Source organism: Photobacterium sp. (assembly GCF_033720175.1).
GTDB lineage: Bacteria > Pseudomonadota > Gammaproteobacteria > Enterobacterales > Vibrionaceae > Photobacterium.
This window is the reverse complement of sequence record NZ_JAWWDA010000008.1, coordinates 201,149-222,581: the sequence shown is the minus strand read 5'-3', so window position 1 is coordinate 222,581 and position 21,433 is coordinate 201,149. Positions and strand designations below refer to the sequence as shown.

At 45.1% G+C, this 21,433-nt stretch carries 19 protein-coding genes; 12 read left to right on the top strand and 7 right to left on the bottom strand.

What is annotated here, in order from left to right; genetic code table 11:
• Window positions 1-13: 13 nt before the first annotated feature.
• The 3 genes from R3289_RS11615 (at window position 14) to zntB (ending at window position 2,794) form a co-directional block, all read left to right on the top strand.
• Entirely contained in the window at window positions 14-895 is an 882-nt protein-coding gene (locus R3289_RS11615; protein ID WP_318925663.1) for a mechanosensitive ion channel family protein, read from the top strand.
• 375 nt (window positions 896-1,270) lie between these two features.
• Window positions 1,271-1,681 (top strand): GNAT family N-acetyltransferase, encoded by a 411-nt coding sequence (locus R3289_RS11610; RefSeq protein ID WP_318925662.1) that lies wholly within the window; start codon window positions 1,271-1,273, stop codon window positions 1,679-1,681.
• A gap of 135 nt (window positions 1,682-1,816) precedes the next feature.
• On the top strand, window positions 1,817-2,794 hold the full coding sequence (gene zntB, locus R3289_RS11605) for a zinc transporter ZntB (protein WP_318925661.1): 978 nt from the start codon (window positions 1,817-1,819) through the stop codon (window positions 2,792-2,794).
• Here the strand turns inward: zntB and R3289_RS11600 are convergent.
• Window positions 2,791-6,228: a mechanosensitive ion channel domain-containing protein gene (locus tag R3289_RS11600; protein WP_318925660.1), complete on the bottom strand. Its 3,438-nt coding sequence runs from the start codon at window positions 6,226-6,228 to the stop codon at window positions 2,791-2,793. The genes zntB and R3289_RS11600 overlap by 4 nt on opposite strands.
• Before the next feature lie 350 nt (window positions 6,229-6,578).
• On the opposite strand from R3289_RS11600, the gene R3289_RS11595 reads away from it, so the two are divergent.
• Complete coding sequence (locus R3289_RS11595; protein WP_318925659.1) at window positions 6,579-7,448, top strand: universal stress protein; 870 nt, start codon at window positions 6,579-6,581, stop codon at window positions 7,446-7,448.
• A 138-nt stretch (window positions 7,449-7,586) separates the two neighbouring features.
• Here the strand turns inward: R3289_RS11595 and R3289_RS11590 are convergent, their stop codons facing one another.
• A complete protein-coding gene (locus tag R3289_RS11590) occupies window positions 7,587-8,669 on the bottom strand; it encodes a succinylglutamate desuccinylase/aspartoacylase family protein (RefSeq protein ID WP_318925658.1) in 1,083 nt (360 codons plus the stop codon).
• Between the two features lie 214 nt (window positions 8,670-8,883).
• On the opposite strand from R3289_RS11590, the gene rimK reads away from it, so the two are divergent.
• Entirely contained in the window at window positions 8,884-9,789 is a 906-nt protein-coding gene (gene rimK / locus R3289_RS11585; protein WP_318925657.1) for a 30S ribosomal protein S6--L-glutamate ligase, read from the top strand.
• 83 nt (window positions 9,790-9,872) lie between these two features.
• On the opposite strand, the gene R3289_RS11580 is transcribed toward rimK, so the two are convergent.
• Window positions 9,873-10,865, bottom strand: coding sequence for a lipid A deacylase LpxR family protein (locus tag R3289_RS11580; RefSeq protein ID WP_318925656.1), 993 nt, complete (start codon window positions 10,863-10,865; stop codon window positions 9,873-9,875).
• Between the two features lie 208 nt (window positions 10,866-11,073).
• Between R3289_RS11580 and sseA the strand changes: the two genes are divergently transcribed.
• Window positions 11,074-11,922: a 3-mercaptopyruvate sulfurtransferase gene (sseA, locus tag R3289_RS11575; RefSeq protein WP_318925655.1), complete on the top strand. Its 849-nt coding sequence runs from the start codon at window positions 11,074-11,076 to the stop codon at window positions 11,920-11,922.
• A 59-nt stretch (window positions 11,923-11,981) separates the two neighbouring features.
• On the opposite strand, the gene R3289_RS11570 is transcribed toward sseA, so the two are convergent.
• Both R3289_RS11570 and R3289_RS11565 read right to left on the bottom strand, forming a co-directional pair.
• On the bottom strand, window positions 11,982-12,797 hold the full coding sequence (locus R3289_RS11570; protein WP_318925654.1) for a phosphate ABC transporter substrate-binding protein: 816 nt from the start codon (window positions 12,795-12,797) through the stop codon (window positions 11,982-11,984).
• 88 nt (window positions 12,798-12,885) lie between these two features.
• Window positions 12,886-13,749 carry a GGDEF domain-containing protein gene (locus R3289_RS11565; RefSeq protein ID WP_318925653.1) on the bottom strand — a complete coding sequence of 288 codons (864 nt, stop codon included), beginning with the start codon at window positions 13,747-13,749 and terminating at the stop codon, window positions 12,886-12,888.
• A 570-nt stretch (window positions 13,750-14,319) separates the two neighbouring features.
• Between R3289_RS11565 and R3289_RS11560 the strand changes: the two genes are divergently transcribed.
• From R3289_RS11560 to R3289_RS11535, 6 genes are all read left to right on the top strand, one after another.
• Window positions 14,320-15,975 (top strand): ATPase RavA domain-containing protein, encoded by a 1,656-nt coding sequence (locus tag R3289_RS11560; protein ID WP_318925652.1) that lies wholly within the window; start codon window positions 14,320-14,322, stop codon window positions 15,973-15,975.
• Between the two features lie 15 nt (window positions 15,976-15,990).
• Window positions 15,991-17,439: an ATPase RavA stimulator ViaA gene (gene viaA / locus R3289_RS11555; RefSeq protein ID WP_318925651.1), complete on the top strand. Its 1,449-nt coding sequence runs from the start codon at window positions 15,991-15,993 to the stop codon at window positions 17,437-17,439.
• A gap of 225 nt (window positions 17,440-17,664) precedes the next feature.
• Window positions 17,665-18,324, top strand: coding sequence for a YceH family protein (locus R3289_RS11550; RefSeq protein WP_318925650.1), 660 nt, complete (start codon window positions 17,665-17,667; stop codon window positions 18,322-18,324).
• A 61-nt stretch (window positions 18,325-18,385) separates the two neighbouring features.
• Window positions 18,386-18,727, top strand: a complete 342-nt coding sequence (locus tag R3289_RS11545) for a GIY-YIG nuclease family protein (protein ID WP_318925649.1) — start codon at window positions 18,386-18,388, stop codon at window positions 18,725-18,727.
• 73 nt (window positions 18,728-18,800) lie between these two features.
• Window positions 18,801-19,271: a hypothetical protein gene (locus tag R3289_RS11540; RefSeq protein ID WP_318925648.1), complete on the top strand. Its 471-nt coding sequence runs from the start codon at window positions 18,801-18,803 to the stop codon at window positions 19,269-19,271.
• A gap of 61 nt (window positions 19,272-19,332) precedes the next feature.
• Window positions 19,333-19,872: a YaeQ family protein gene (locus tag R3289_RS11535; protein WP_318925647.1), complete on the top strand. Its 540-nt coding sequence runs from the start codon at window positions 19,333-19,335 to the stop codon at window positions 19,870-19,872.
• 102 nt (window positions 19,873-19,974) lie between these two features.
• On the opposite strand, the gene R3289_RS11530 is transcribed toward R3289_RS11535, so the two are convergent.
• Both R3289_RS11530 and R3289_RS11525 read right to left on the bottom strand, forming a co-directional pair.
• Complete coding sequence (locus R3289_RS11530; protein ID WP_318925646.1) at window positions 19,975-20,586, bottom strand: glutathione S-transferase; 612 nt, start codon at window positions 20,584-20,586, stop codon at window positions 19,975-19,977.
• Window positions 20,587-20,691: 105 nt separating this feature from the next.
• On the bottom strand, window positions 20,692-21,375 hold the full coding sequence (locus R3289_RS11525) for a TenA family protein (protein ID WP_318925645.1): 684 nt from the start codon (window positions 21,373-21,375) through the stop codon (window positions 20,692-20,694).
• Between the last annotated feature and the right edge of the window lie 58 nt (window positions 21,376-21,433).

Here is a 21,433-nt window from a genome sequence, read left to right as displayed (position 1 = left end):
GTTGGACATTGCATTGGAAAAACTTGAACTTCTATTTGTTTACTTGATGGCACACAAACTCCTGCTCAGCGTGCTGGGTATTGTATTTGTTCTAATTCTCCGACGGCTGACGATTACTCAAATTCGTGGTGATAGCAATTTTCTCAGCGCAGAACAGCGTAAATGGATTTCACGGACCAAAAACGGTGCATTTACATTAGTGTTGCTGACTCTATTTATCTTATGGCAATCCGAGATCAGTGAGTTTGCATTGTCGCTGACTGCAATTGCCGTTGCTGTTGTTGTCGCATCAAAAGAGATCATTTTGTGTTTCACGGGATCGATACAACGTGCCAGTTCGCGTTCATTCCGGATAGGTGATTGGATTGAAGTGGGGACATTATGCGGTGAAGTTATCGAGCACAATCTGATGGCGACCATGATTCAAGAAATTGACTTACATCATGGCCAGTATCATTACACCGGTAAAACGGCGACGATTCCCAATAGTGTATTCTTCAGTGTTCCGGTGAAGAACCTTAGCTTTATGAAACGCTACGTATATCATGATTTCTTTATAACTATTCGGGAAACCGTCAACCTTTATCCATTACTGCCGATTATGCTGGCAAAAATCGATGATCACACAGAAGACTTCATCGATGTCGCTAAGCGTTATAATTATGTCATTGAAAGACATGCTGGCGTCGATTTACCGGGAGCGGAGCCGCATATCCATATAACGAACACCGACACTGGTGAACAACTGGTTCATTTCATGTTGTTTTGCCCAACGTCGCGAGCATCAGAGCTTGAACAGTTGATCCGTGAGGACTTTATGATCTTGTATTGTGCCCGTTATTTGAATAAAGATGGAAATAGTTTAACGTCACAGAGTCAGTGTGCTTTGGTTTGATCTGGAATCTGTAAGGGCTGGTAGCCCACACGTTATTGAAGATGTTTGACGTTATAAGGCAGAGATGGCCGACCTCTCTGCCTTTTTTGCCTTGGCAATAGCGAGTACTTTATTTTATCTACTTTACTGACTCACTTCAGCTTTATGCACTACCTTAAAGAGAGACATTTCAACAGGGCCACAGCTGGGTACTTTAAACGAGAATAAACGCGCCTTTCGGGAGACTCCAGTTCTTACTATGTCAAATATGCTTGAAAGGATCTGCTATTCGTTCGAATATTGTCTTTAATTAAACTGGCTGTTATTACTCTGAATCCTGTAATTTAAGTATATTTATATCGTTGATGACAATATTAGGTTACTACGGAGAGTATCGTGATAGAGGTTTCAGATAAGATTTCAGCTGACGATTTAATTATGATCAAATCACATCTCAGTGAATATAATGAAAAATTCATGACCCCTGATTTCCGTGACTTAGGCGTATATGCAAGGGCTGAGAATGGTGAGTTGCTGGCTGGATTAATTGGTAAAACCGCATGGGGTTATTTTGAGATAAATTTTCTCTGGGTATCAGATAAGATGAGAGGGTGCGGTGTTGGTTCTCAGCTTTTACAAGCCGCTGAAAATGAAGGTATCAGGCGTGGTTGTAAATACGCATTGGTAGATACTTTTAGTTTTCAGGCGAAAGGGTTTTATGTTAAACATGGTTATTCTATCTTCGGTGAGATAGATGATTATCACGATGGACACACCAGATACTACCTTCGAAAAGATATCCAATGATCAATCAAAGGTGATGCGTTAATTGAAACATAAAAGCAATGACAAATAGCGGTATCAAGATTTTCCGCTTCATCAACCATGATTACGTAAGAATAAAACGGAAATTCAATGTATTGCAACTGAAGGAGTCGCAGCATGGATAACAGCAAGGAAGGTCTGATCTATGGGTGTGTTTTTGATGGCCAAGGCAGTGGCCGGGCTATTGGTTGGGCGGATATTGCACAATGGAAGCCCGAGCAAGGCATTGCCTGGCTTCACTTTAATTATACTAGTGAGCAGGCCAGAAATTGGTTAGAGCATGAAAGTGGTTTAGACAGCCTTGTGGTTGACGCTTTGCTAACCGAGGAAAGTCGTCCTCGAACCACTCAACTGGCTGGCGGGTTGTTAATTGCCCTGCGGGGCGTGAATCACAGCCCTGGTTCGGATCCGGAAGATATGGTCGGGATCAGGATTTGGAGCGATGGTCATCGAATAATTAGTACCCGAAGGCGCAAGCTACTTTCTATCGGTGATGTGATTGCTCGGCTGGAAGCAGGGGAAGGGCCTAAAAGCATTGGCGAATTCTTGGTTATTTTATCCGATAGATTAATAACCCGAATGGGAACGACTATTGACGATACGGAAGATCAGGTCGCGGCGATTGAAGATCAGATATTGAGTTCCGATAGCGACGGTCTGCGCAGTCAAATTACGTCGCTGAGGCGGATGGTGATCGCTCTGCGGCGCTACTTGGCCCCCCAACGTGAGGCACTGGCGCAGATGCAGGCGCTCAGGGGCTCTTTGATCAGTAGTGATGAGCAGCAGATGATACGAGAGGTGACCGATCACCTTATTCGTTATCTTGAGGATCTGGACTCGGTGCGTGACCGTGCTGCCGTGGCCCATGAGGAGTTGGCCAACCGCCTGACTGAGCAAATGAATAATCGGATGTATGTGTTGTCACTGGTCGCAGCGGTATTTCTGCCGTTGGGTTTTTTTACCGGATTGCTGGGTATTAATGTCGGCGGCATCCCGGGAGCAGACAATCCCTGGTCTTTTGGAATTTTCTGCTTGCTTCTTATTGTTATTGTCACGATTCAGGTATGGATTTTTAAGAAAAAGAAGTGGCTTTAGTTTTCTTTCATGAACACACCGATATCGCCAGAGCGGATATGCAGATCACGCTGGGGGAAGGGGATCTCGATCCCTTCTTTACTAAATGTTTTGCTAATCAGTCGGTTGAGTCGATCACGTATTGGCATAATATCGTCCGGAGAAGGGACAAACACCCGTAAGTCCAGATCAAGCGAGCTTTCTCCATGTCGCATGAAGATGACGGTAGGCTCTGGGATGGTCAGTATTTCGGGCTGCTCAGTGGCGATTTTCATCAGTAACTCACTGACACGGTCTACGTCGCTGCCATAGGCGACACCGATAGAAATAACTACCCGGTTGACGGTGTCGCTCCGGGTCCAGTTAATAACATCATTAGTGATCAGACTCCGGTTGGGAACCATCACCTCCTGGCGGTCGAAGTTTACGATAGTGGTGGCGCGGATGTTGATTCGACTCACCGTGCCGGAAAGGTTACCGATGGTAACGGTATCGCCGGGTTTTACCGGCCGCTCGACCAAGAGGATGATGCCGCTGACAAAATTCGAAACAATTTCCTGCAGGCCGAACCCGAGCCCGACACCGATAGCCGCCATCAGCCAGCTAAGCCGGCCAAGATCAAGGTGGAGCTCCGCCAGTGCAAAGAAGAAACCCACCAAAAAAATACTATAACGAGAAATAGTTAGAATGGCATATTTGATTCCGGCATCAACATTCCAATGCGGGAACACCCACAGATTAAACAGCCCCGGTAAAACCCGAAGAATCCAGATAGTGACAACAAGCAGCAGGATACCGCGCAGAATATCTCCGAAGGTGACAAATTCAGGCTCTGCACCCGTTATCCGTACTTTATAAAGCTGCATGTCATCGAAAGTCCGCAGTGCCTGCTCATTGATACCCCAGAGGTTGAGCAGCAAGATAGCACCCAGAATAATAAAGATCAGGCGCAATACTCTAACGTATTTAGTTCTCAGTTCCCGGTGGGTCACCAAATTGCCATGCGGCTCTGGCGTGAGCATTCTGCTACGTTTGACAAAGGCGTGCATTCGTCCCCGAAAAAGGCGATAGATCGGAGGTAAAAGCGTCAGTACGATCAGTGTGCCAGTAAGGCTCAGGGTAATAGATAGTGAAGCATAGTGATAACCTGCCACCTCAAGCAGGATGACCGCCCAGGCAAGGATATTCAGGATCCCATAAAGTAGCTTCCAGTGGCGGAATATAGGTTCAAATTTAAGTGTCTCCAGCGCATGTTGCACAAAGGCGGAGCCCGGGCGTGTCAGTTTATATACGCCAATGGCTGAGGTGATCAGAAAAAGAGTATAAAAAATGCGTGGCAGAACTTCATTTTCGAACGGAGGCTGCCGGAAAACATTCCACGGCAGAAGCCATATGAGGAAACCGAACAAAAACCATTTTAGTGCAGAATATAATGCGTTGGCGGCAGAGTGTGGGAACCCAAACTGAATCTCTGAAATACTACGGCGGGCAAAGAAAGAACGGCTCAAGAACCAGAGAAAGAAAAATAGCGAAAAATGCTCGAAGATCTGGCTGCTGACACTGCCTATACCGGCAGGTAGCTGGGCAGAATCTGCCAGACGGGCCACAACGTAAAAGTAGGCAGGGATCAGTGCCGCGCTGAGCAGCGCGGTGATAACCACCAGACCAGATAAATACAGTAGCTTACCTTCAGCCTGGACACGATCGTTAATGCTGTGACTGAAGCCGCGGAGATATGCTCTTGTCTGATATAAGCCGATGGGCAGTATCAGAAATAGTACTAATGTATAGAGCAGGTTGATCGGCGTTTTTCCGGCATTGGTCAGGCGTGACCTGATTTCGGGGGAAGCCAGTTTAGCGAGCCAGGAGGCATCTTTCATAATTTCGTTAGGCAGTATGACTAGCGTTTGCCATCCCAGAGGCCGAGAGTCACGTATCCAGAAAGAGGTGCTGCGAATAATATGCTCAAATTGATTAAGGTTTTCAAGTCGTTGCTCTGTTACCAATTGTAATTTTTGTCCCTGGCTGATCACCTCGGTGAGGGCGGCTTTTTCATCACGTAAAGTATTTCTGTACGTAAACAGCAATCCTTGGCTGGCAGCCTGAAACCGTCCTCGCTCGTTTTCATCAAGTTGGTCGGCAATCTCACTGCGCAGCAATTCAAATTGTTCTGTCAGACCAAGTAAACTGTCTGCAATGGTAAAGCGGCGTTCACGGTACAGGTTCAGCGTTTGGAACCTGTCGTTACGCAATGTTCGGATCAACAAACTACGGCGCTGGCTTATCTGCTGCAGGGTCAGTTTTATTCGATCCGCAGCCGCATAATTATCTGGGCTGGATAGCAGGTTTGTAATTGCGAGAAACTCATCTTTTTCGGCATTAAACCATTTCTCTTGCTCTGTCACATCTTGATTCAGGCTAATCAACAGCGACTGCAGCTCGCGGGTGTTTTTCTGAGAGCGGGCTATCTGGGCTTCCCACGTCGCGATAAAACGCTCACCGGGATTGTCAGCATTCTGAGCACTTTCCTCTTTCTTTATCAGTGTTTGTTCAGCTTGTTGGGCTTGTTCGGCAAGCCGCTGCTGTAATAATTGATGATAAGATTCAAGTTGTTGTTCCTGCCGATTGATTTGCAGTTCGGCAAGCTCTAGTTCCAGTTGCAGAAGAGGTTCGCTTTGTTGGTACCACTGGAATTGTGCTTCATATAACGTGGCAGCCTGCCGGGCAACGAGACTGTCGAGCCGGACGTTTTCAATTTGTTTTTCCGTCAGCAGGCGCTCTGCCGCAGCCTGCGGTTTTAACATCGTCTTAGACAGCATAGCTTCGCGTTGTTCGGCCTCCTGAACACGGCGTTGTACGGCTTGCAGCAGCTCAGGCAGATCTGCTTCTAGTTGCTGTTGCTGGGCTTGTCTTGCCAGCAGGTTGCTCTTGCGGCTACGCGCGTCATTAAGTCGGCTTTCCATGAAGACACTATCAGTTTGACTGGCTTCTGTTGAAGATTGCACAGGAGGGAGTGCGGCTATTTTCACTAGCTGGCTGTTGACCTGCTTAACTTGGTCTGCAAGGTCAGTTGCTTTTTGTTCGATAAGAAAGAGTGAATCTGCCTGGGCTATATATTCTTCCAATAGCGTAATGCGGCGCTGCCAGGTCGCTTTTGATTGCAGTTCCAGTTCACTAGCTTGGGGATCTTCGGGAAGGTTGGCTAATTCCTGTCTGGCTGAATCTAACAGTAGACGAGCCTGATCTGTCGATTTGATAGGCAAGCTGAGAACTTGAATTCGGCCTTCTTCTGCGCTACTGACTGGCGCGATAAAACTAAGAGTGGTAAGCAGGATCAGAAAGATGAAGAATTTTGCCGGAAAACTATTTTCAGAAAAGTTATGTGCAGGAAAATTATATGAGTTGATACGTGCTTTACGCAAATCATCCTGGCCCAAGTAGCAGCTTATTATCATTTCTTAATTCCTTATATCGCTGCCCAAGATCATCCGTTTTGAAGCATGAATACAATAGAAATAATAGTTGATGAGATAAGCAATCTGGAATAAAAAAGCTGTTATGTGAGCCGCCATTAGTTAATCGGCTCGTTTTTAAAGGTTAATCGAGAGACAAGATACATAAATGAGACAGCACGGAGTTATTATGGTCCCTACAGTAACTTATACTTAAACCAGCATACCTTTGATGGCCGATTTCGCTTGACTGAGAGGAAAGGTCATAGCCACGGATTATTTGTCGCTTGAAACTATGGTGTTGCTCACCAGAAACGGATGCGGTGAATGGCTCCTTTGAGTTGGAGGTTAAAATGAATGCACTGTGCCTGTTTGGTAATCTGCGTAGTCCCCCGAACCATGCGGTATTGCTCAATGCACTCCGTATGGCTGCTGTCAGTCAATGCGGCCTGACAATACTGATAGACGCTTATACTCGAACTCTGGATCACTCTTACCTTGACGTATTGGGATTCAAAAGCAAATTGCGCGAGCATGTTCAGCAGGATGCTGACTTCTATATTGCATCCACCTATGACCAATTATTAACACTTATTGAAGACGAGCAATTGGACGTTATCGTGAGTGTGGAATGTTTCCTGGAACCATCCTGGGAGCGCAGACTGACAGATGTTTTGAATGAAAGCGGCTCAGAGTGGTTACTGCTTGACTACTCGAAACCGACGGAGCGGCATCCAATTTTCAGCAAATTGGCAAAATTGCCCGTTTCCATCTTATTAATGCGTGATCAAAAATGGAAAAACAAGCCGGTGTTACTGGCGGCACTGGATCCCCTGCACCGGCACGATCGGCCAGCAACCATGGACCCAAGTATTGTCCGTATCGCCGACGCATTATCGTCAAGGTTCACTACCGGCTATAAGATTGTACATTGCTGCCATATCACACCTTACCTGGTGAAGTATGCAAAGCAAATTATGGCTATCCATTCTGATGCGCTCAGGAAATTTCGCGCTATGTATAAATTAGATGGTGTCTCTGTCGTCTTGATCCCTGGAAACCCTGAACAGCAGCTCCCCGAATATGCCAGGAAAGCCCGTTGTGACATCCTGGTCATGGGAGGGTTCTGCCGCAGCTCAATGTCAAATTTCTGGCTTGGTAGTACAACAGAAGCTGTCGTGCAGGCAATGCCCTGCGATATTCTGCTTGTTAAGTCAGATTGATTTTGATTTAAAGCCAATCGCAAAGAATGGATTACCTTGATACGTGACGTTTTTACATTTCCGAGTAATTTTATATGGTGAGATACCCAAGTTACCCCAAGATGTACGATTCAGCTCGGGAGCCAACATTTCAGATCGCTAATCATCACCATATGGTTTACTGATTTCATCAGTGGGTTGATCGAGTAAAGGGTCATTGTGTATTTGAGAAATGAAGGATTCAACACTTTGTTCAGCCTGAACAATAGTATCGAACTTAGCAATATGAAAGAGTGCATCCCCTTCATTAACTAAAGGTATATTGTTTCTGCCAATAATAATGCCATTCGTTTTGCTGATAACCTCGCTATCGTTCTGACTGAAAGGTGATGAGATTAATGCCAGCACATCGCCTTTTTTGACGCGCTGGCCCAGGCGCGCGATAAACAGGCAGGTACCGTCATGCTCTGCTCGTATCCAATATGACGCTCGCGCAATAACCGGGCTTGCTTTTTTCTTGCTGTGAGTGGTTTTTGGCAGCATGTCCAGACATCGCATTACATTTATGACGCCTCGTATACCTGCTTTGATCGAATGCATATCAAACCGGAGTGCTTCACCAGCTTCATACAGAATGATCGGAATTCCTTGTTTATCGGCACATTCACGTAAAGAGCCGTCACGCACCTTGGAATCAATAACGACCGGCGCACCGAAATTGAGCGCCATCAATTCGGCTACTTGATTGTCCAGGTTGGCCCTTATTTGCGGCAGGTTACTTCGGTGAACGGCTCCTGTATGTAAATCAATAGCATGGGTGCAATGGTTCATGATTTCCGTTCGAAATAAATAGGCCGCCCTTCCGCCTACTGAGCCTGAAGGGGTGCCAGGAAAACAGCGATTTAAATCTCGACGATCGGGGAGGTAGCGAGAGCGGTGAATAAAGCCGAAGATGTTAACAACAGGAACCACCACAAGGGTTCCCCTGATTCGATCTAAGGAATGGTGCTTCAGTAATTGGCGGCATATTTCAACACCATTGAGTTCATCACCATGGATGGCAGCCGATACCAGCAATACCGGGCCATCGCGTCTGCCATGGATCACTTCAATGACCAGTTCGAGACTGGTGTGAGTGTAGAGTTTGGCTACATCCAGATAGACTTTCTGACGTTGTCCCGGATTAACGGTAACTCCGGCGATGGTTATAGAGCGGCGTTTTACCTTACCAGTGATAGTCATTTGAGAATAAGTCCTTCTAATCCAAAGTGATCTTTTTAAACAGCATAGCTTATGATTAAGGCGATGCGGTAATTGTAATGGCTTCTGTCAATGTAGATAAATTTTCTTAGTTTTGAGTTAGGTTACAGTTTGAATTTGAACTGTGGGCAATCTTGGTCGAAGATTAGAGCTATAAGTTCAGAATTTACTGATTATAAAAAGAAAGGGAATCACCATGAAAATTGCCATTCTGTCCCGCAACAAAAAACTATATTCGACCCGGAGGTTAGTTGAGGCTGGCCAGGAGCGTGGCCATGAAATGCATGTAATTGATGTTTTGAAGTGCTATATGAATATTAATTCCCGCGCATCCTCAATTCATTTTGAAGGGCAAGCCCTGGAAGGGTTTGACGCGGTGATTCCTCGGATCGGTGCATCAGTGACTTTCTATGGGACGGCAGTATTGCGTCAATTTGAAACGATGGGGGTCTATTCAGTTAATGAGTCCGTGGCAATATCACGTTCACGAGATAAGTTGCGCTCATTGCAGTTACTTGCTCGTAAAAACATAGGCCTGCCAATCACCGGGTTCGCAAATAAACCCAGTGATATCCCAGATCTTATTGATATGGTAGGGGGGGCGCCTTTGGTCATCAAACTACTGGAGGGCACTCAGGGGATCGGAGTCGTTCTTGCCGAAACCCGATCCGCTGCCGAGAGTGTGATTGAGGCTTTTCTTGGGCTGCATGCCAATATTATGGTCCAGGAATATATCAAGGAAGCCCGAGGGGCTGATATTCGCTGCCTTGTGATTGGTGATAAGGTTGTCGCCGCCATGAAACGGCAAGCGAAAGAAGGCGAGTTTCGTTCTAATCTTCATCGGGGAGGTTCAGCCAGCCTTGTAAGGATCACACCAGAGGAGAGGTCTACGGCGGTTCGTGCTGCGCGAACGATGGGACTGAATCTGGCAGGGGTTGATCTGCTCAGAGCTATGCACGGCCCTGTTGTTATGGAAGTGAACTCGTCCCCGGGTCTGGAAGGAATTGAAACGGCGTCAGGTAAAGACGTGGCAGGTAGCATCATTATGTTTTTGGAGCATAGTGCCAAGCTCGGGAGTACAAGAACCCGGGGTAAAGGGTAGTCGTTAGTATTGTGATACTGCATTAATTAAAGATTTATTAGTCAATAGGCAATATTTATTACCTCAGCGGAATGGCATTTTTCCTATATTCGCCAGAAAAGCTCAAGAGAGCCATTGGAGTGAGTGGAGTGCCTGTCTTGATTAAGCTCACGGGTGACTGTTGCAAGGCTTAGGCTCAAACCCCATTTGGGTTGGTAATAGACAAAACCCGCAACAGCTGTTGCTTGTAAATGCTCAATGTGAGCATCTGGTATGTCGTCGGGACGATCCCCTTCAACGGCTATATCATTAAAGCGGTAACGCCCTTCAATACCCGCAAACAGATAGTAGCCTGATGCGCTGGTCGACAGCACGCTGACATCGAAAAACTTACCGGGGGTGAAACCTACACTACCAAAGTTAGCACTTAAATCACGTCCCCATCTTGCTACAGCACCCAAAGCCACTTCACTCTGATAGTTACCGATATTGACACGGCCCACGCCACTGACATCATATTGTTCCATTAACCAGGCCTGCTCTCGCGTAAGCAGATGATCGCCTTGATAGCCTAGGTTGAAAACCACCTGATTTTTAATTTGGAAACCCCATCCCATGGGTTTATCAGAACCGATAATGGCGTGGATGAAGCGTTGCCCTTCTTCAGCCAAAGCATTGGGGCCGACTGTTCCTAGCATGAAACTAAATTTATCGACCCGGGCCGGGGAGTATTGATAGATACCGGTTTCGAAAAATAACAATCCGGCATAAGGGTGTTCATCGGGTACCGGTTCGGTTGCTTCAATATCTTCCGGTGTCCATATTTGCTGGCCAAGACGTAAATTCCAGCCTTGCAATGTGGCTGAACCGAGCGGTAATAAATGGGCTAGCTGACGAATAGGAGATGGTGCGTCTGATGTTAGTGTGTCGCTAGCCGTTGAATTGAACTCAAGAAAAAGGCCGTTGGTGTAATTCTGATCGGTAGTGACAATACCGTCGTTATCAATAGCAAACGAGAGGCTACCAGAGTTGTAAGCCATAACGGCAGGTGAAAACAGTGAGCAAACGGTAAGGATACCCAGATAAATTTGTTTCATTTACAGTCCTTGGCCACAAGAGGCAGGATAAACAGAGCATTCCGGGTTGATTGATGTTGCTAATTAGTTAATTATTTATCGAATTGCCTATTCATAATAGCGGATACAATGACCGAATCGCCAATAGAATCAGGTTGTGAGATAACTTGTAACTTGGTCAGAATGCCCCAGGCTATAATCAGTACACAAAATGTTAAAGGAATACGGTATGTCCACATTGCCCTCATCATTAGTCACGACAAAGTGGTTGGCTGAACATTTAGATGATCCAAATCTGATTCTGCTTGATGCCAGTTGGTATATGCCGGGTTCAGCAAGAAATCCTGAACAAGAATGGCGGAATTGCCATATTCGTGGCGCGAGATTTTTTGACTTTGATACCAAAATTAAAGACCCCGATGCAGACTTACCGCATATGCTGCCTTCGCCAGAGCTGTTTGCCCAAGAAGTTTCTAAACTGGGCATCAGCAATCAGAGTATGATTGTGGTATATGACAGCCACGGCCTGTTTTCAGCTCCGCGAGTGTGGTGGATGTTTAAAGCGATGGGGCATGATAATGTCGCAGTACTTAACGGCGGATTACCGGCATGGCTGGCAGAGCAGTATCCAACTGAAAGCGGTGAGGCGGATAAACCAGAGGCTTCTCAGTATGCAGCCTCTTTATTGCCGCAATGGGTTATTAGTGCCGATAATCTGCAATTGTTACTTAATGATCCTGATACGGTTGTTTTAGATGCCCGTCCGGCAGCGCGCTTTGATGGAACAGAGCCTGAACCAAGAGCTGGTGTAAGAAGTGGCCATATGCCAAATGCCAAGAGTTTGCCTTTTACTTATTTAATTAAAGACGGATTCTTTCTAGACAGAGATCAATTGGAATCATGGTTTAACACGGTTGCTGCCGATCCCGAAAAGCGGTTAATTTTCAGTTGTGGCTCTGGTGTCACAGCTTGTGTACTGGCATTAGCTGCTGAACTGACAGGGCGGAAATTACTGACGGTTTATGATGGCTCCTGGGCAGAGTGGGGAGCATCATTAAAGTATCCTGTTTGTCGTTAGGAACGAGAAAGCCGACCGGTATTATCCCGATTGATAATACCTGCCGGCTTTATCTCTGATCACCTGACCTTGAGGTAGCCCCGCTGCTCAATAATGGTTTGCCCTGCATCTGAGTTAACATAGTTTAAAAAGTCTTTCGCATTATCGCTTAAGTTCTTCTCTTTATAGAGCATCAGGAATGGGCGTGAAATTTGGTATTGGCCTGACTCGAGATTATCGATATTCGGCTTAATGCCTTCAAATGACAGGGCTTTAACCGAATCATCAACAGAGCCAAGTGAGACATATCCAATAGCATGGACATTCCGGGAGACCAAGCTTTTCACCATGCCATTGGTATTGACAACTAAAATCTGCGGATTGATGTCAGAGACAGTCTGCTCTTTAATTTGCTGTGTCAGCCCCATAAAATCTTCAAAAGAAAAGCGTGAGCCAGATGCGTTATCACGGCTAACGACAGCCATTTTTTTATCTGTGCCTCCAACGTCTTTCCAGTTGGTGATTTCACCGCGATAAATTTTAGACACTTGATCTTTTGTCAGATTAATAACGGGGTTCTGTTTATTCACCACTAAGGCAATGCCATCATGAGCGATGGTGACCACCTTAATATCAGGACTGATTTCGGCGGGTTTTAAAGAGCGGGAGCTCATACCAAGTTCCGCGGCATCTTGTTTAACGGCTGCAATTCCAGCTGATGATCCTATCCCCTGAACAGCGATAAAGGTTTCATTGTGTGCCTGAGAGTAGGCTTCAGCCAGTACTTCAACGACATGACTGACAGATGTAGACCCGGTTACTGTCACCGTATCAGCCTGCACATTAAATGCAAAGCTGGCACACAATGCCCAAAGGGTCGTTGCCCTGAACAACATTGACTTTCTCCATTTATAGTGAATTTGCAGCACATCTTATTACGAAGATATGACAGTTATGTGAAGGAGAAATCTGGTTTGTTTGTGTTCAGCTGTTGAGTTCTCGTGATTTTTCTTTGTACATTGCCCTGTCAGCTCTTGCAAGAATGACATCGGGATCACTTAAATTACCGGGATAGTAGGGAGCGAGGCCGATACTGAGGTCGATGTTAAACGATTCTCTCATATCGGTTGTGGCGTTGAAGAGTTTTTCGCCCCATTCGTCGTAAAGCGACTGATCTTCTGATGGCATTAAGACGACAAACTCATCGCCACCGATGCGAAAGATCTGGCTGCCGATTGGTGCGGTTATGATTAATTGCCTGGCTATCGTGACAAGCAGTTCGTCACCTTGCTTATGGCCATGGTTATCATTAACCTGCTTGAAATTATCGACATCAATATAGGCTAAAATACCGCGTTGGAGGTTAATGGCCATTTTGTCGAACTGGCGAAACAGCGCCCGACGGTTTTGTAATCCTGTCAGGTCATCATGTAAAGCCTGACGACTTAACTCCCTTTCTAATGTTCGTGCTTTCGCGATCTGAGCGTTAAGATCGTCGATTAGGCTAAGGCGCTGATGCAGCATTTTACTAAAACAAAAACACATCAGAAAAACACCGATCTGCATAAAAGCATCATCAGTTTTATTCAGTAGCCAGTGATCGTCTAATTCGGGAATTTCATCTAATAAATCGGCAATGACGCCGAGGGAATAGCTTCCTAGCGCGAGCAAAAGCCATAACTTCATCTCTTCGCCGAAATCTTCACGTAACAGCATCGCAATTAGGCTCAGTGTCAGAATTGAAATAACCATTTCAAAGCTTTCACTCGATGCGACGAAGGCAAAAAGTAACATACTGGTACAAGCAAAGATGGTTAAGCGCATTGGGAGTTGAGAAATCTTGTTCATGATCTCCCTTAGGCGTCGATCAATAAATGACTTTGTAAGATTCTGTCAAAGAGCATGAATAGGTACAAGAGGTTTAAAAATGAATGTGAGAAAAACACGTTGAGATCTTTGATAACGCAAAAAGTGAAAATCAAATGGGTTGAATTCGACTCTATATTTTTTTTTGTATACGACAAAATGGAATGTTGCCTGCAAATTAAATGGCGGAAAGTGTTCGTATTTTGAGCGTTGTATCATAAAGATGAAATAACGTTTCAAACTCAAATAAGTTCAAAAAACAGACGGTCACTTTAATGCAACCATTAATTTAAATCTAACACATTGATTTTACTTAAGTAAAAAATATTCCTTTCATTCATATTATCTTCCTTAATTTCTTTTGATAGATCTCATTTTTGCAATCAATGTTTGACGGATAGTTGTTTGTCAATCTCTCTGATATACAAGGGTTGTAACAAAATATTTCAGTTAACAATATTGTAACAAATTGTGTTTTATGTTTATCCTAAGTAATGATTAGGAATTGTTGTACCGCAGTACATAGACACAACAATGGAGAGGTCGGGAATTATGCTAACAATGGCAAGATCAACACAACCGAACAAAGCGCTAATTTCCGAAAGGATCCAAAAACTGATTAAAGGGCTATCTAACGGCGTTTATGAGCGTGAAGAAACGATCAAGCTTTGCTTGCTTGCCGCACTGGCAGGTGAAAGTGTATTTCTTTTAGGTCCTCCAGGTATCGCTAAAAGCCTGATTGCTAAACGTTTAATTCAGGCTTTTGATAACAGTAGATTTTTCGATTATCTGATGACCCGCTTTTCAACACCGGAAGAAGTGTTTGGTCCTTTGTCGATCCAGGAATTGAAAGATAATGGCAAATATGTTCGCCTGATCGAGGGTTACCTGCCAACGGCACAAATTGTTTTCCTCGATGAAATCTGGAAAGCAGGCCCAGCCATCCTGAATACCCTACTGACTGTTGTTAACGAACGTACCTTTAAAAATGGTCAGGATGTACTTCCAGTTCCTATGCGTTTACTTATTACGGCATCGAATGAATTGCCGGAAGAAGATAGTGGTCTGGATGCCTTGTACGATCGGATGTTAGTCCGTGTCTTCGTCAATCGAATTCAAGAAAAACAGAATTTCAAAGCGATGTTGATGGGTGAAAGCTCAGCGGCTCAGAATATAGATCCGGCCTTAACCATTAAAGATGAAGAATACGAACAGTGGCAGGCGCATATTGACGAGGTAACGCTGTCAGAAGATATCTTTGAAAAGATCTATCAGCTTAAATCAATGATCGAACAGCGTGCTGAAGCCGGCACCGATATGCCGTCTGAAGATAGCGAGCTGTATATCTCTGATCGCCGCTGGAAAAAATCGGTTCGTTTATTGAAAGCCAGCGCTTTTTTTAATGGCCGTGACATGATTAATCCGCTTGATTTGTTGTTATTGCAAGACTGCCTGTGGCATAGCCCGGAATCACGCCGTGTTGTACGGTCTTTGTGTCAGGACTTTGCGGTTGAAAAAGCCTTTGACCAGAGTATATCTAGGGCCAATGCAGCAGAAGCACAAAACATCATCGACGAGGTTCATGATGATATTGCCGCGCAACTGTGCCTGACTTTCAGTCGTGAAACCATGATGCGTAAAGAATGGTTTAAATATGACTTCAGCACCGCTAAGCGCTATAACGTCAATAATAACCCGCGAATGATTAAGCTGGTTATGCTGCAGAAGAACACATCTGTTTCAGAAAAGGAAAAAGGGGACAGCCGTTGGGTATATGTCGACGGTGATGAGTTTGAGAAGAAGATTAAAACCGGTCAGTGTGATGTGTATGGCTTTGTAAATAAAAATACCCACCTGTGTCGTCTGCAGTTTGAAATTAATGCCCAGCAACGGCTTGTGACTAAAGATATTGCAAACCGTTCTGTGCTGGTAGGGCTTGCCGGTACAAAAGGTATCACTGTTGCCCAGCAACAACAGTGGCAACAAGACGTCGATAAAGCTTCAAGCAAAACACTCGATGCAGATCATAGTATTAAGGTCTCTCGCAGCAGTTTCCGTGGTGCGTTACCACATAATTTTATTGATAAAGACCTGCCGGTACTTATCGAGCAGAGCATTACCGATGCTGCGGACTCAGTATCAGAGCTCAAACGGCTGATTGATAAAAGTGCCTTACGTATTTCGCATTTATCTGAGTATTTCGAATAAGTAAGGGAGCAGTCTATGCCAGTATCTGAAGGCCTTAACCTAGCATTAATGCTCTCCGAATCAGGGATCATCGATAATGCTGTACATGAGATGATGATACGCCCCCAGCTGCTAATGGCGGCTGAAGCAAACGCTGGTGTTAAAACCGCGATGAAAAACCAGATCATGAAATGGCGTGGTCAGGTAAAACATCGTATGACCAAGACCAGTGTGGAAGAGCATTTCCAACAGGAAATGGATCTCTACCAAGAGGCCCGCAATTGGGATCCGGATTATTTCTTTGATCAGGCTGACAATATTGTAAAAAAGCTGGAAGGCCATTCTGCGTTTTACTTTAAAGCGAAAAGCCTGGTTGACAAAGAGCACCAGAAACACAATCCAATGTTTCAAAGCTATTTTTGTAATTTGTGGTATCAACATTTATCACAGGCATTGCAAGAAGCGCAGTTGACGGAGCTGGAACAGCATAAAGAGAAGCTGCTGGCAGATTTGTATCAGCGTATTGAAACCATGCAGCAGGTGGCAGAAGTCACGGATGCGGGGGATGAAAAAAAAGCAGGCCGATTATGGGATATGGCCAGAGCAAAGCTGACCCGGACAGATGTCAGTACCATGAAATCCATCGCCAGTTTTTTGAAAAAGAATAATGGATTGAAGGAAATCGCCGAAAAATTGGGCCGCATGGCGAATGAAATCGATGATCCGAGTAAAGAGCGGGTAAAGGCAGAAGATTTGCGTATGGTCGAAGAGCGCAGTGACAGTGTCACTGATGATATTGTCGGGGTCCATGAGAGTGATGACTTGTCGAAATTGTTACCCAATGAAGCAATGTTTCTTGCGTATCCAGAGTTGGAAGTTGTCTTCTATAAGCATCTCGTTGATAAACGCCTGATGAATTACCGGGTACAGGGCGCACAGCGAAAGCTCCGCAAAGTGAAAGCATATAAGCGCCAAACCAAACACGTAGAGCGAGACAAAGGTCCGTTTATTGTTTGCATTGATGCGTCAGGCTCTATGTCTGGTTTCCCTGAACAATGTGCGAAAGCACTGGCTTATGGCCTGATGCAGATTGCTTTAGCCGAAGATCGCGACTGTTACGTGATTATGTTTTCGACCCAGCAAATCACGTATGAGCTGACCAAACAGGATGGTTTAACTGAAGTACTGAACTTCTTATCTTATTCTTTCCACGGTGGAACCGATCTGGGGCCGGTGTTGGATCAGTCGATTGATTTGATGAGTCGCGGGAAATATAAAAATGCCGATTTGGTTGTACTATCAGATTTTATTGCCCCTTCACAGCCGGCGGAGATGCTCAAGCGTATCAATAAGCTTAAAGAGCAGAAAAATAGATTCCATGCGGTGAATTTATCCCGTTATGGTAATCCGGCATTAATGTCGGTATTTGACCACTGCTGGTCTTATCATCCATCACAGCTGGGTCGCTTATTGAAACGGCGCTGAGAAGCGCCGTTATCACTTTCTACTGAGATATTCAGTAGCCTCAATATGCTCATGTCACTCGAAATGCCGGCTCTTGGGGGGCTCGGGTATACACAACCTCAATTCATTATTAAATTCGGCTGAATTTCAAGCAGTCAGTAATGGCAGTGCTTGTTGTTGTTGCGTCTCATGCTAATCTGCCTTAATAGAGATATCATTAAATTGAATAAAGGGTGAGGGAAGATCATGGATTTTAACTTTTCACAGAATGAAGCTCGTGTGATCGGTTGTTTGCTTGAAAAGGAAGTTACCACTCCAGATCAATACCCGTTGACATTAAATGCGCTGACAACGGCCTGTAATCAGAAAAGTAACCGCGACCCGGTATTGGCATTGGATGATGCCACGGTACTCGATACGGTTGAACAGTTAAAAGAGAAACGTATTGTCAACGATGTATCAAGTTTTGGTAGTCGTGTCGCCAAATTCCAGCACAGATTCTGCAATACAGAGTTTGGTTCATTAAAATTTACCGAACAAGAACGAGCTGCAATTTGTGTTATGTTATTGCGCGGACCGCAAAGTGCTGGCGAAATCCGTACTCGTACCAACCGCTTATGCGGTTTTAGTGATGTGAAAGAAGCGGAGGCGGTACTTGATGGTCTGGCTTCACATCCCAATGGTCCTTATATCGTTAAACTGCCTCGTGAAGCGGGTAAGCGAGACTGCCGCTATATGCATTTGTTCAGTGGCGAGATAGATCTTGAAACGTTAGCGACGCAAGCGTCACCGGCCGCTGCTTCATCAGAGACTGTCGAACGGCTTACTCAGCTGGAAGAACAGGTATCGGCGATGAAACTGGAAATTGCCGAATTGAAAGAGATGCTGGAATCGCTCACATCATAATTTGCTTTTAGTTCCTCATTACAGACGTTTTGGACGTATCTAGGAGCGACGCCTGTTCACAATGGACCATAAATACAATGGCAGCCCAGCCAAAAACGGTAACACAATCATTGATGAGCCCACCAAGCCTCAGCCGGTATTGTGGTCTGTTTATCTTATTCGGACGGCCTCGAGCAGTTTATATTGTGGCGTAACGACTGACGTACAGCGTCGCTTTACCGAACATCAGAGCAGTAAAAAAGGGGCGAAGTATTTAAAGGGCAAAGGCCCTCTTACTTTAGTCTGGTCTGAAGCTGTCGGGGATAAACGCAAAGCCATGCAACTGGAATACCGGATCAAGCGTCTGTCTAAGGCCAGAAAAGAAGCGATAGTGGCTAACGATATGTCGCTAGAGACGATATAAACAGCAAGAATAGGGTTGGTTTTAACTGGTAATTGTCCAGGTTGGCATAATAACGTATCATCATGCATCTGCTATGGATTGGTTTGATATTGTGGTTATTAAGCTTCGTTTGTTTATTGTTTCGTTATGTTGCTTACCATTGACGGTAATGGGGTCAGATGTCGCTACTTCAGACAACTTGCGTCAAACGCGAGATGTGTTGAGAGATAAATTGGTCGGGATCTATACAACGTTTCAATTGAAAGAATCGATTATTCAGGGCTGTGATCGTTTAGATAATGATGTCAGTAAACAGCTGAAACAAGCTTTTACTGAATACGGCGCTGTTGCCAAAGAGTATATTGACGAGGGAAAAAGACTTTTGACAGAAGAGCTTTCTGCCGTCGATGCGATGGAGTGGAAAGCGATACTTGCCGATTCTCAGAAACATTTTCAGTCAACATTTAGTCAAATGTCTGTATCACAACTGACGCTTGAATGTCAGCAACTGACGAACGAGATGAATGAAACCAATAAACGCGTTATCACATTGAAAAAACAATAAAAATTGCAGTATATTCTCCTCCTTACTACACTTCTTAATATACCGGTTAGGTGTTACTCTTATGGCGCAAAAAGCCACAATTTATAAAGCCCATATCAATATTGCTGATTTGGATCGTCATGTCTATCTAGATATGAACCACACTATTGCCTGTCATCCTTCAGAAACGCTGCAACGTATGATGCTGCGCCTGTTAGCATGGGGGTTAAATGCTGATGAAAATCTTACGTTTACCAAAGGCGTAAGTTCTGCTGACGAACCCGATCTTTGGCGCAAGAGTCTAAGTGATGAAATGGAATTATGGATAGATCTTGGCTTGCCGGATGAAAAGCGTATCCGTAAAGCATCCAATAAATCTAAGCAGGTTATTATCTTTGCTTATGGCGATCGTGCGGCACCAATCTGGTGGCAGCAAAACAAGATTAAAATTAATCAGTTTGATAATGTTTCTGTCGTCTATATCAACGATGAAACCCTGGCCGAGCTAGAAGCATTGATTGAACGTTCTATGCAGCTTCAATTGACGATTGAAGGTGAACAAGCCTGGTTGAGCACAAATATGGGAGATTGCACCATTATCCCTGAATGGTGGCACCGCTAGGTCTAGCTTGTGTAACGTATAACACCGATCCCGCAGACAAAAATCACTGTTTTGTCTGCGGGGTCTGGTTTTTGAGTACCTGATATCAACCAGGAGCCGTTTTTATCTTTGTATCGAGGGCCGTTGTGAAACGCGTTCGTACCAATCTTGAATATGAGGGAACATTTCATCAATGGTAATTTCGAGGTTCGTAATAAAACCGCACATCACAAAAGCGGTGATGTCGGCAACAGAAAACTTGTTTCCTGCGATATAAGCCGAGTTCGCTAACTGTGCATCGAGTGTCGGCAGGAATTCAACCACCCGCTGGCGTGATTCATGCCCCCAGCTTTCAACGCAATTCTCTCTGTCTTTATAGATCCCGCTAATGTTTCGGAATGCCTGCATGGCCGTATACAGCCCTTGAAACTCGACGATACGTTGCCACATTTCTACCTTCGCTCGTTCTTGCGGGGTATCACCGAAAAGAGAGGGAGTGGATGGGTACATTTCATCGAAATAACGACATATGGCAATGGACTCGCAGATCGTCGTGCCGTCATCTAATTCTAAAACCGGAATGCGGCCATTGATGCTTTTGGCTTTGAACTCATCAAAGAGGTTTTCACCGCCACGAATATCAACGTTAACCCGGTCGATTTCAATTCCTTTTTCAGCCAGGAAAATACTTACCCGGCGAGCACTTGGAGCGGGAGCCAGTTCGTAAATCTTCATGTTGTTCCCTTTATCTGATGTTCGGCTAGATTATAACTTATGCAATTGCCGAGCGAATAGTCAAGAAATGGATTGAATTTTAGATGCTTAAGGTTGGTTAGCCTCTTATGCGGAACGGCATTCAGCTTTAACGGCATTTAAGCCTTGCTGCCAGAAGGCGACTTCCATACGGGTCGCCGTCTTGAATATTTCGCATAAACGCTGACCGCGCGGGCTGTTTAGTGGAGTGTCAGCGATCATTAAATCGAGACGTTCCATGCCAGATTTAGCACCGTTCTGGAAATCGTCACTACTGTATAGCTCGATCCAGCTATAATAGGGATTCCCTTCCATCACCGTCCTTTCATCTTTGAGCAGCTGCTGGCCAATCTCTGCATAACCAATGGCACATGGTGCGAGGGCAACGTACAGATCAACCAGGTCACCCGCCATGCCGGTTTCAAGTACATAGCGCGTGTATGCAACGGTGCCAAAATCTTCCTGCTCAGCTTCCATATCTCTTTCAGTCAATCCCCATTGCGCGCAGTAGGTCATATGGTGGCAGGTTTCATTTTCGATAAGGGCATGTAAACCCGGCAATGGTGCACGCATTTCTTCTAAGGTCTGCGCCTTGTAAATTGCCAGCGCATAGGCGCGGGCATAATGCTTTAAGAAAAGAAAATCCTGTTTCAGATAGTGCAGGTAAGCCTCATTGTGTAGTTGTCCGCTCGCAAGCTGATCTACAAAGCTGTGTTGCGTATAGTCAATCCAGGTTTGATGACAAGCGCGAATTAGATCCTGATGATTCATTTGATTTAACCTTTTAGCATAACGATGGGCTTCGTACTGAGTGCCGGAGCCCCGATAG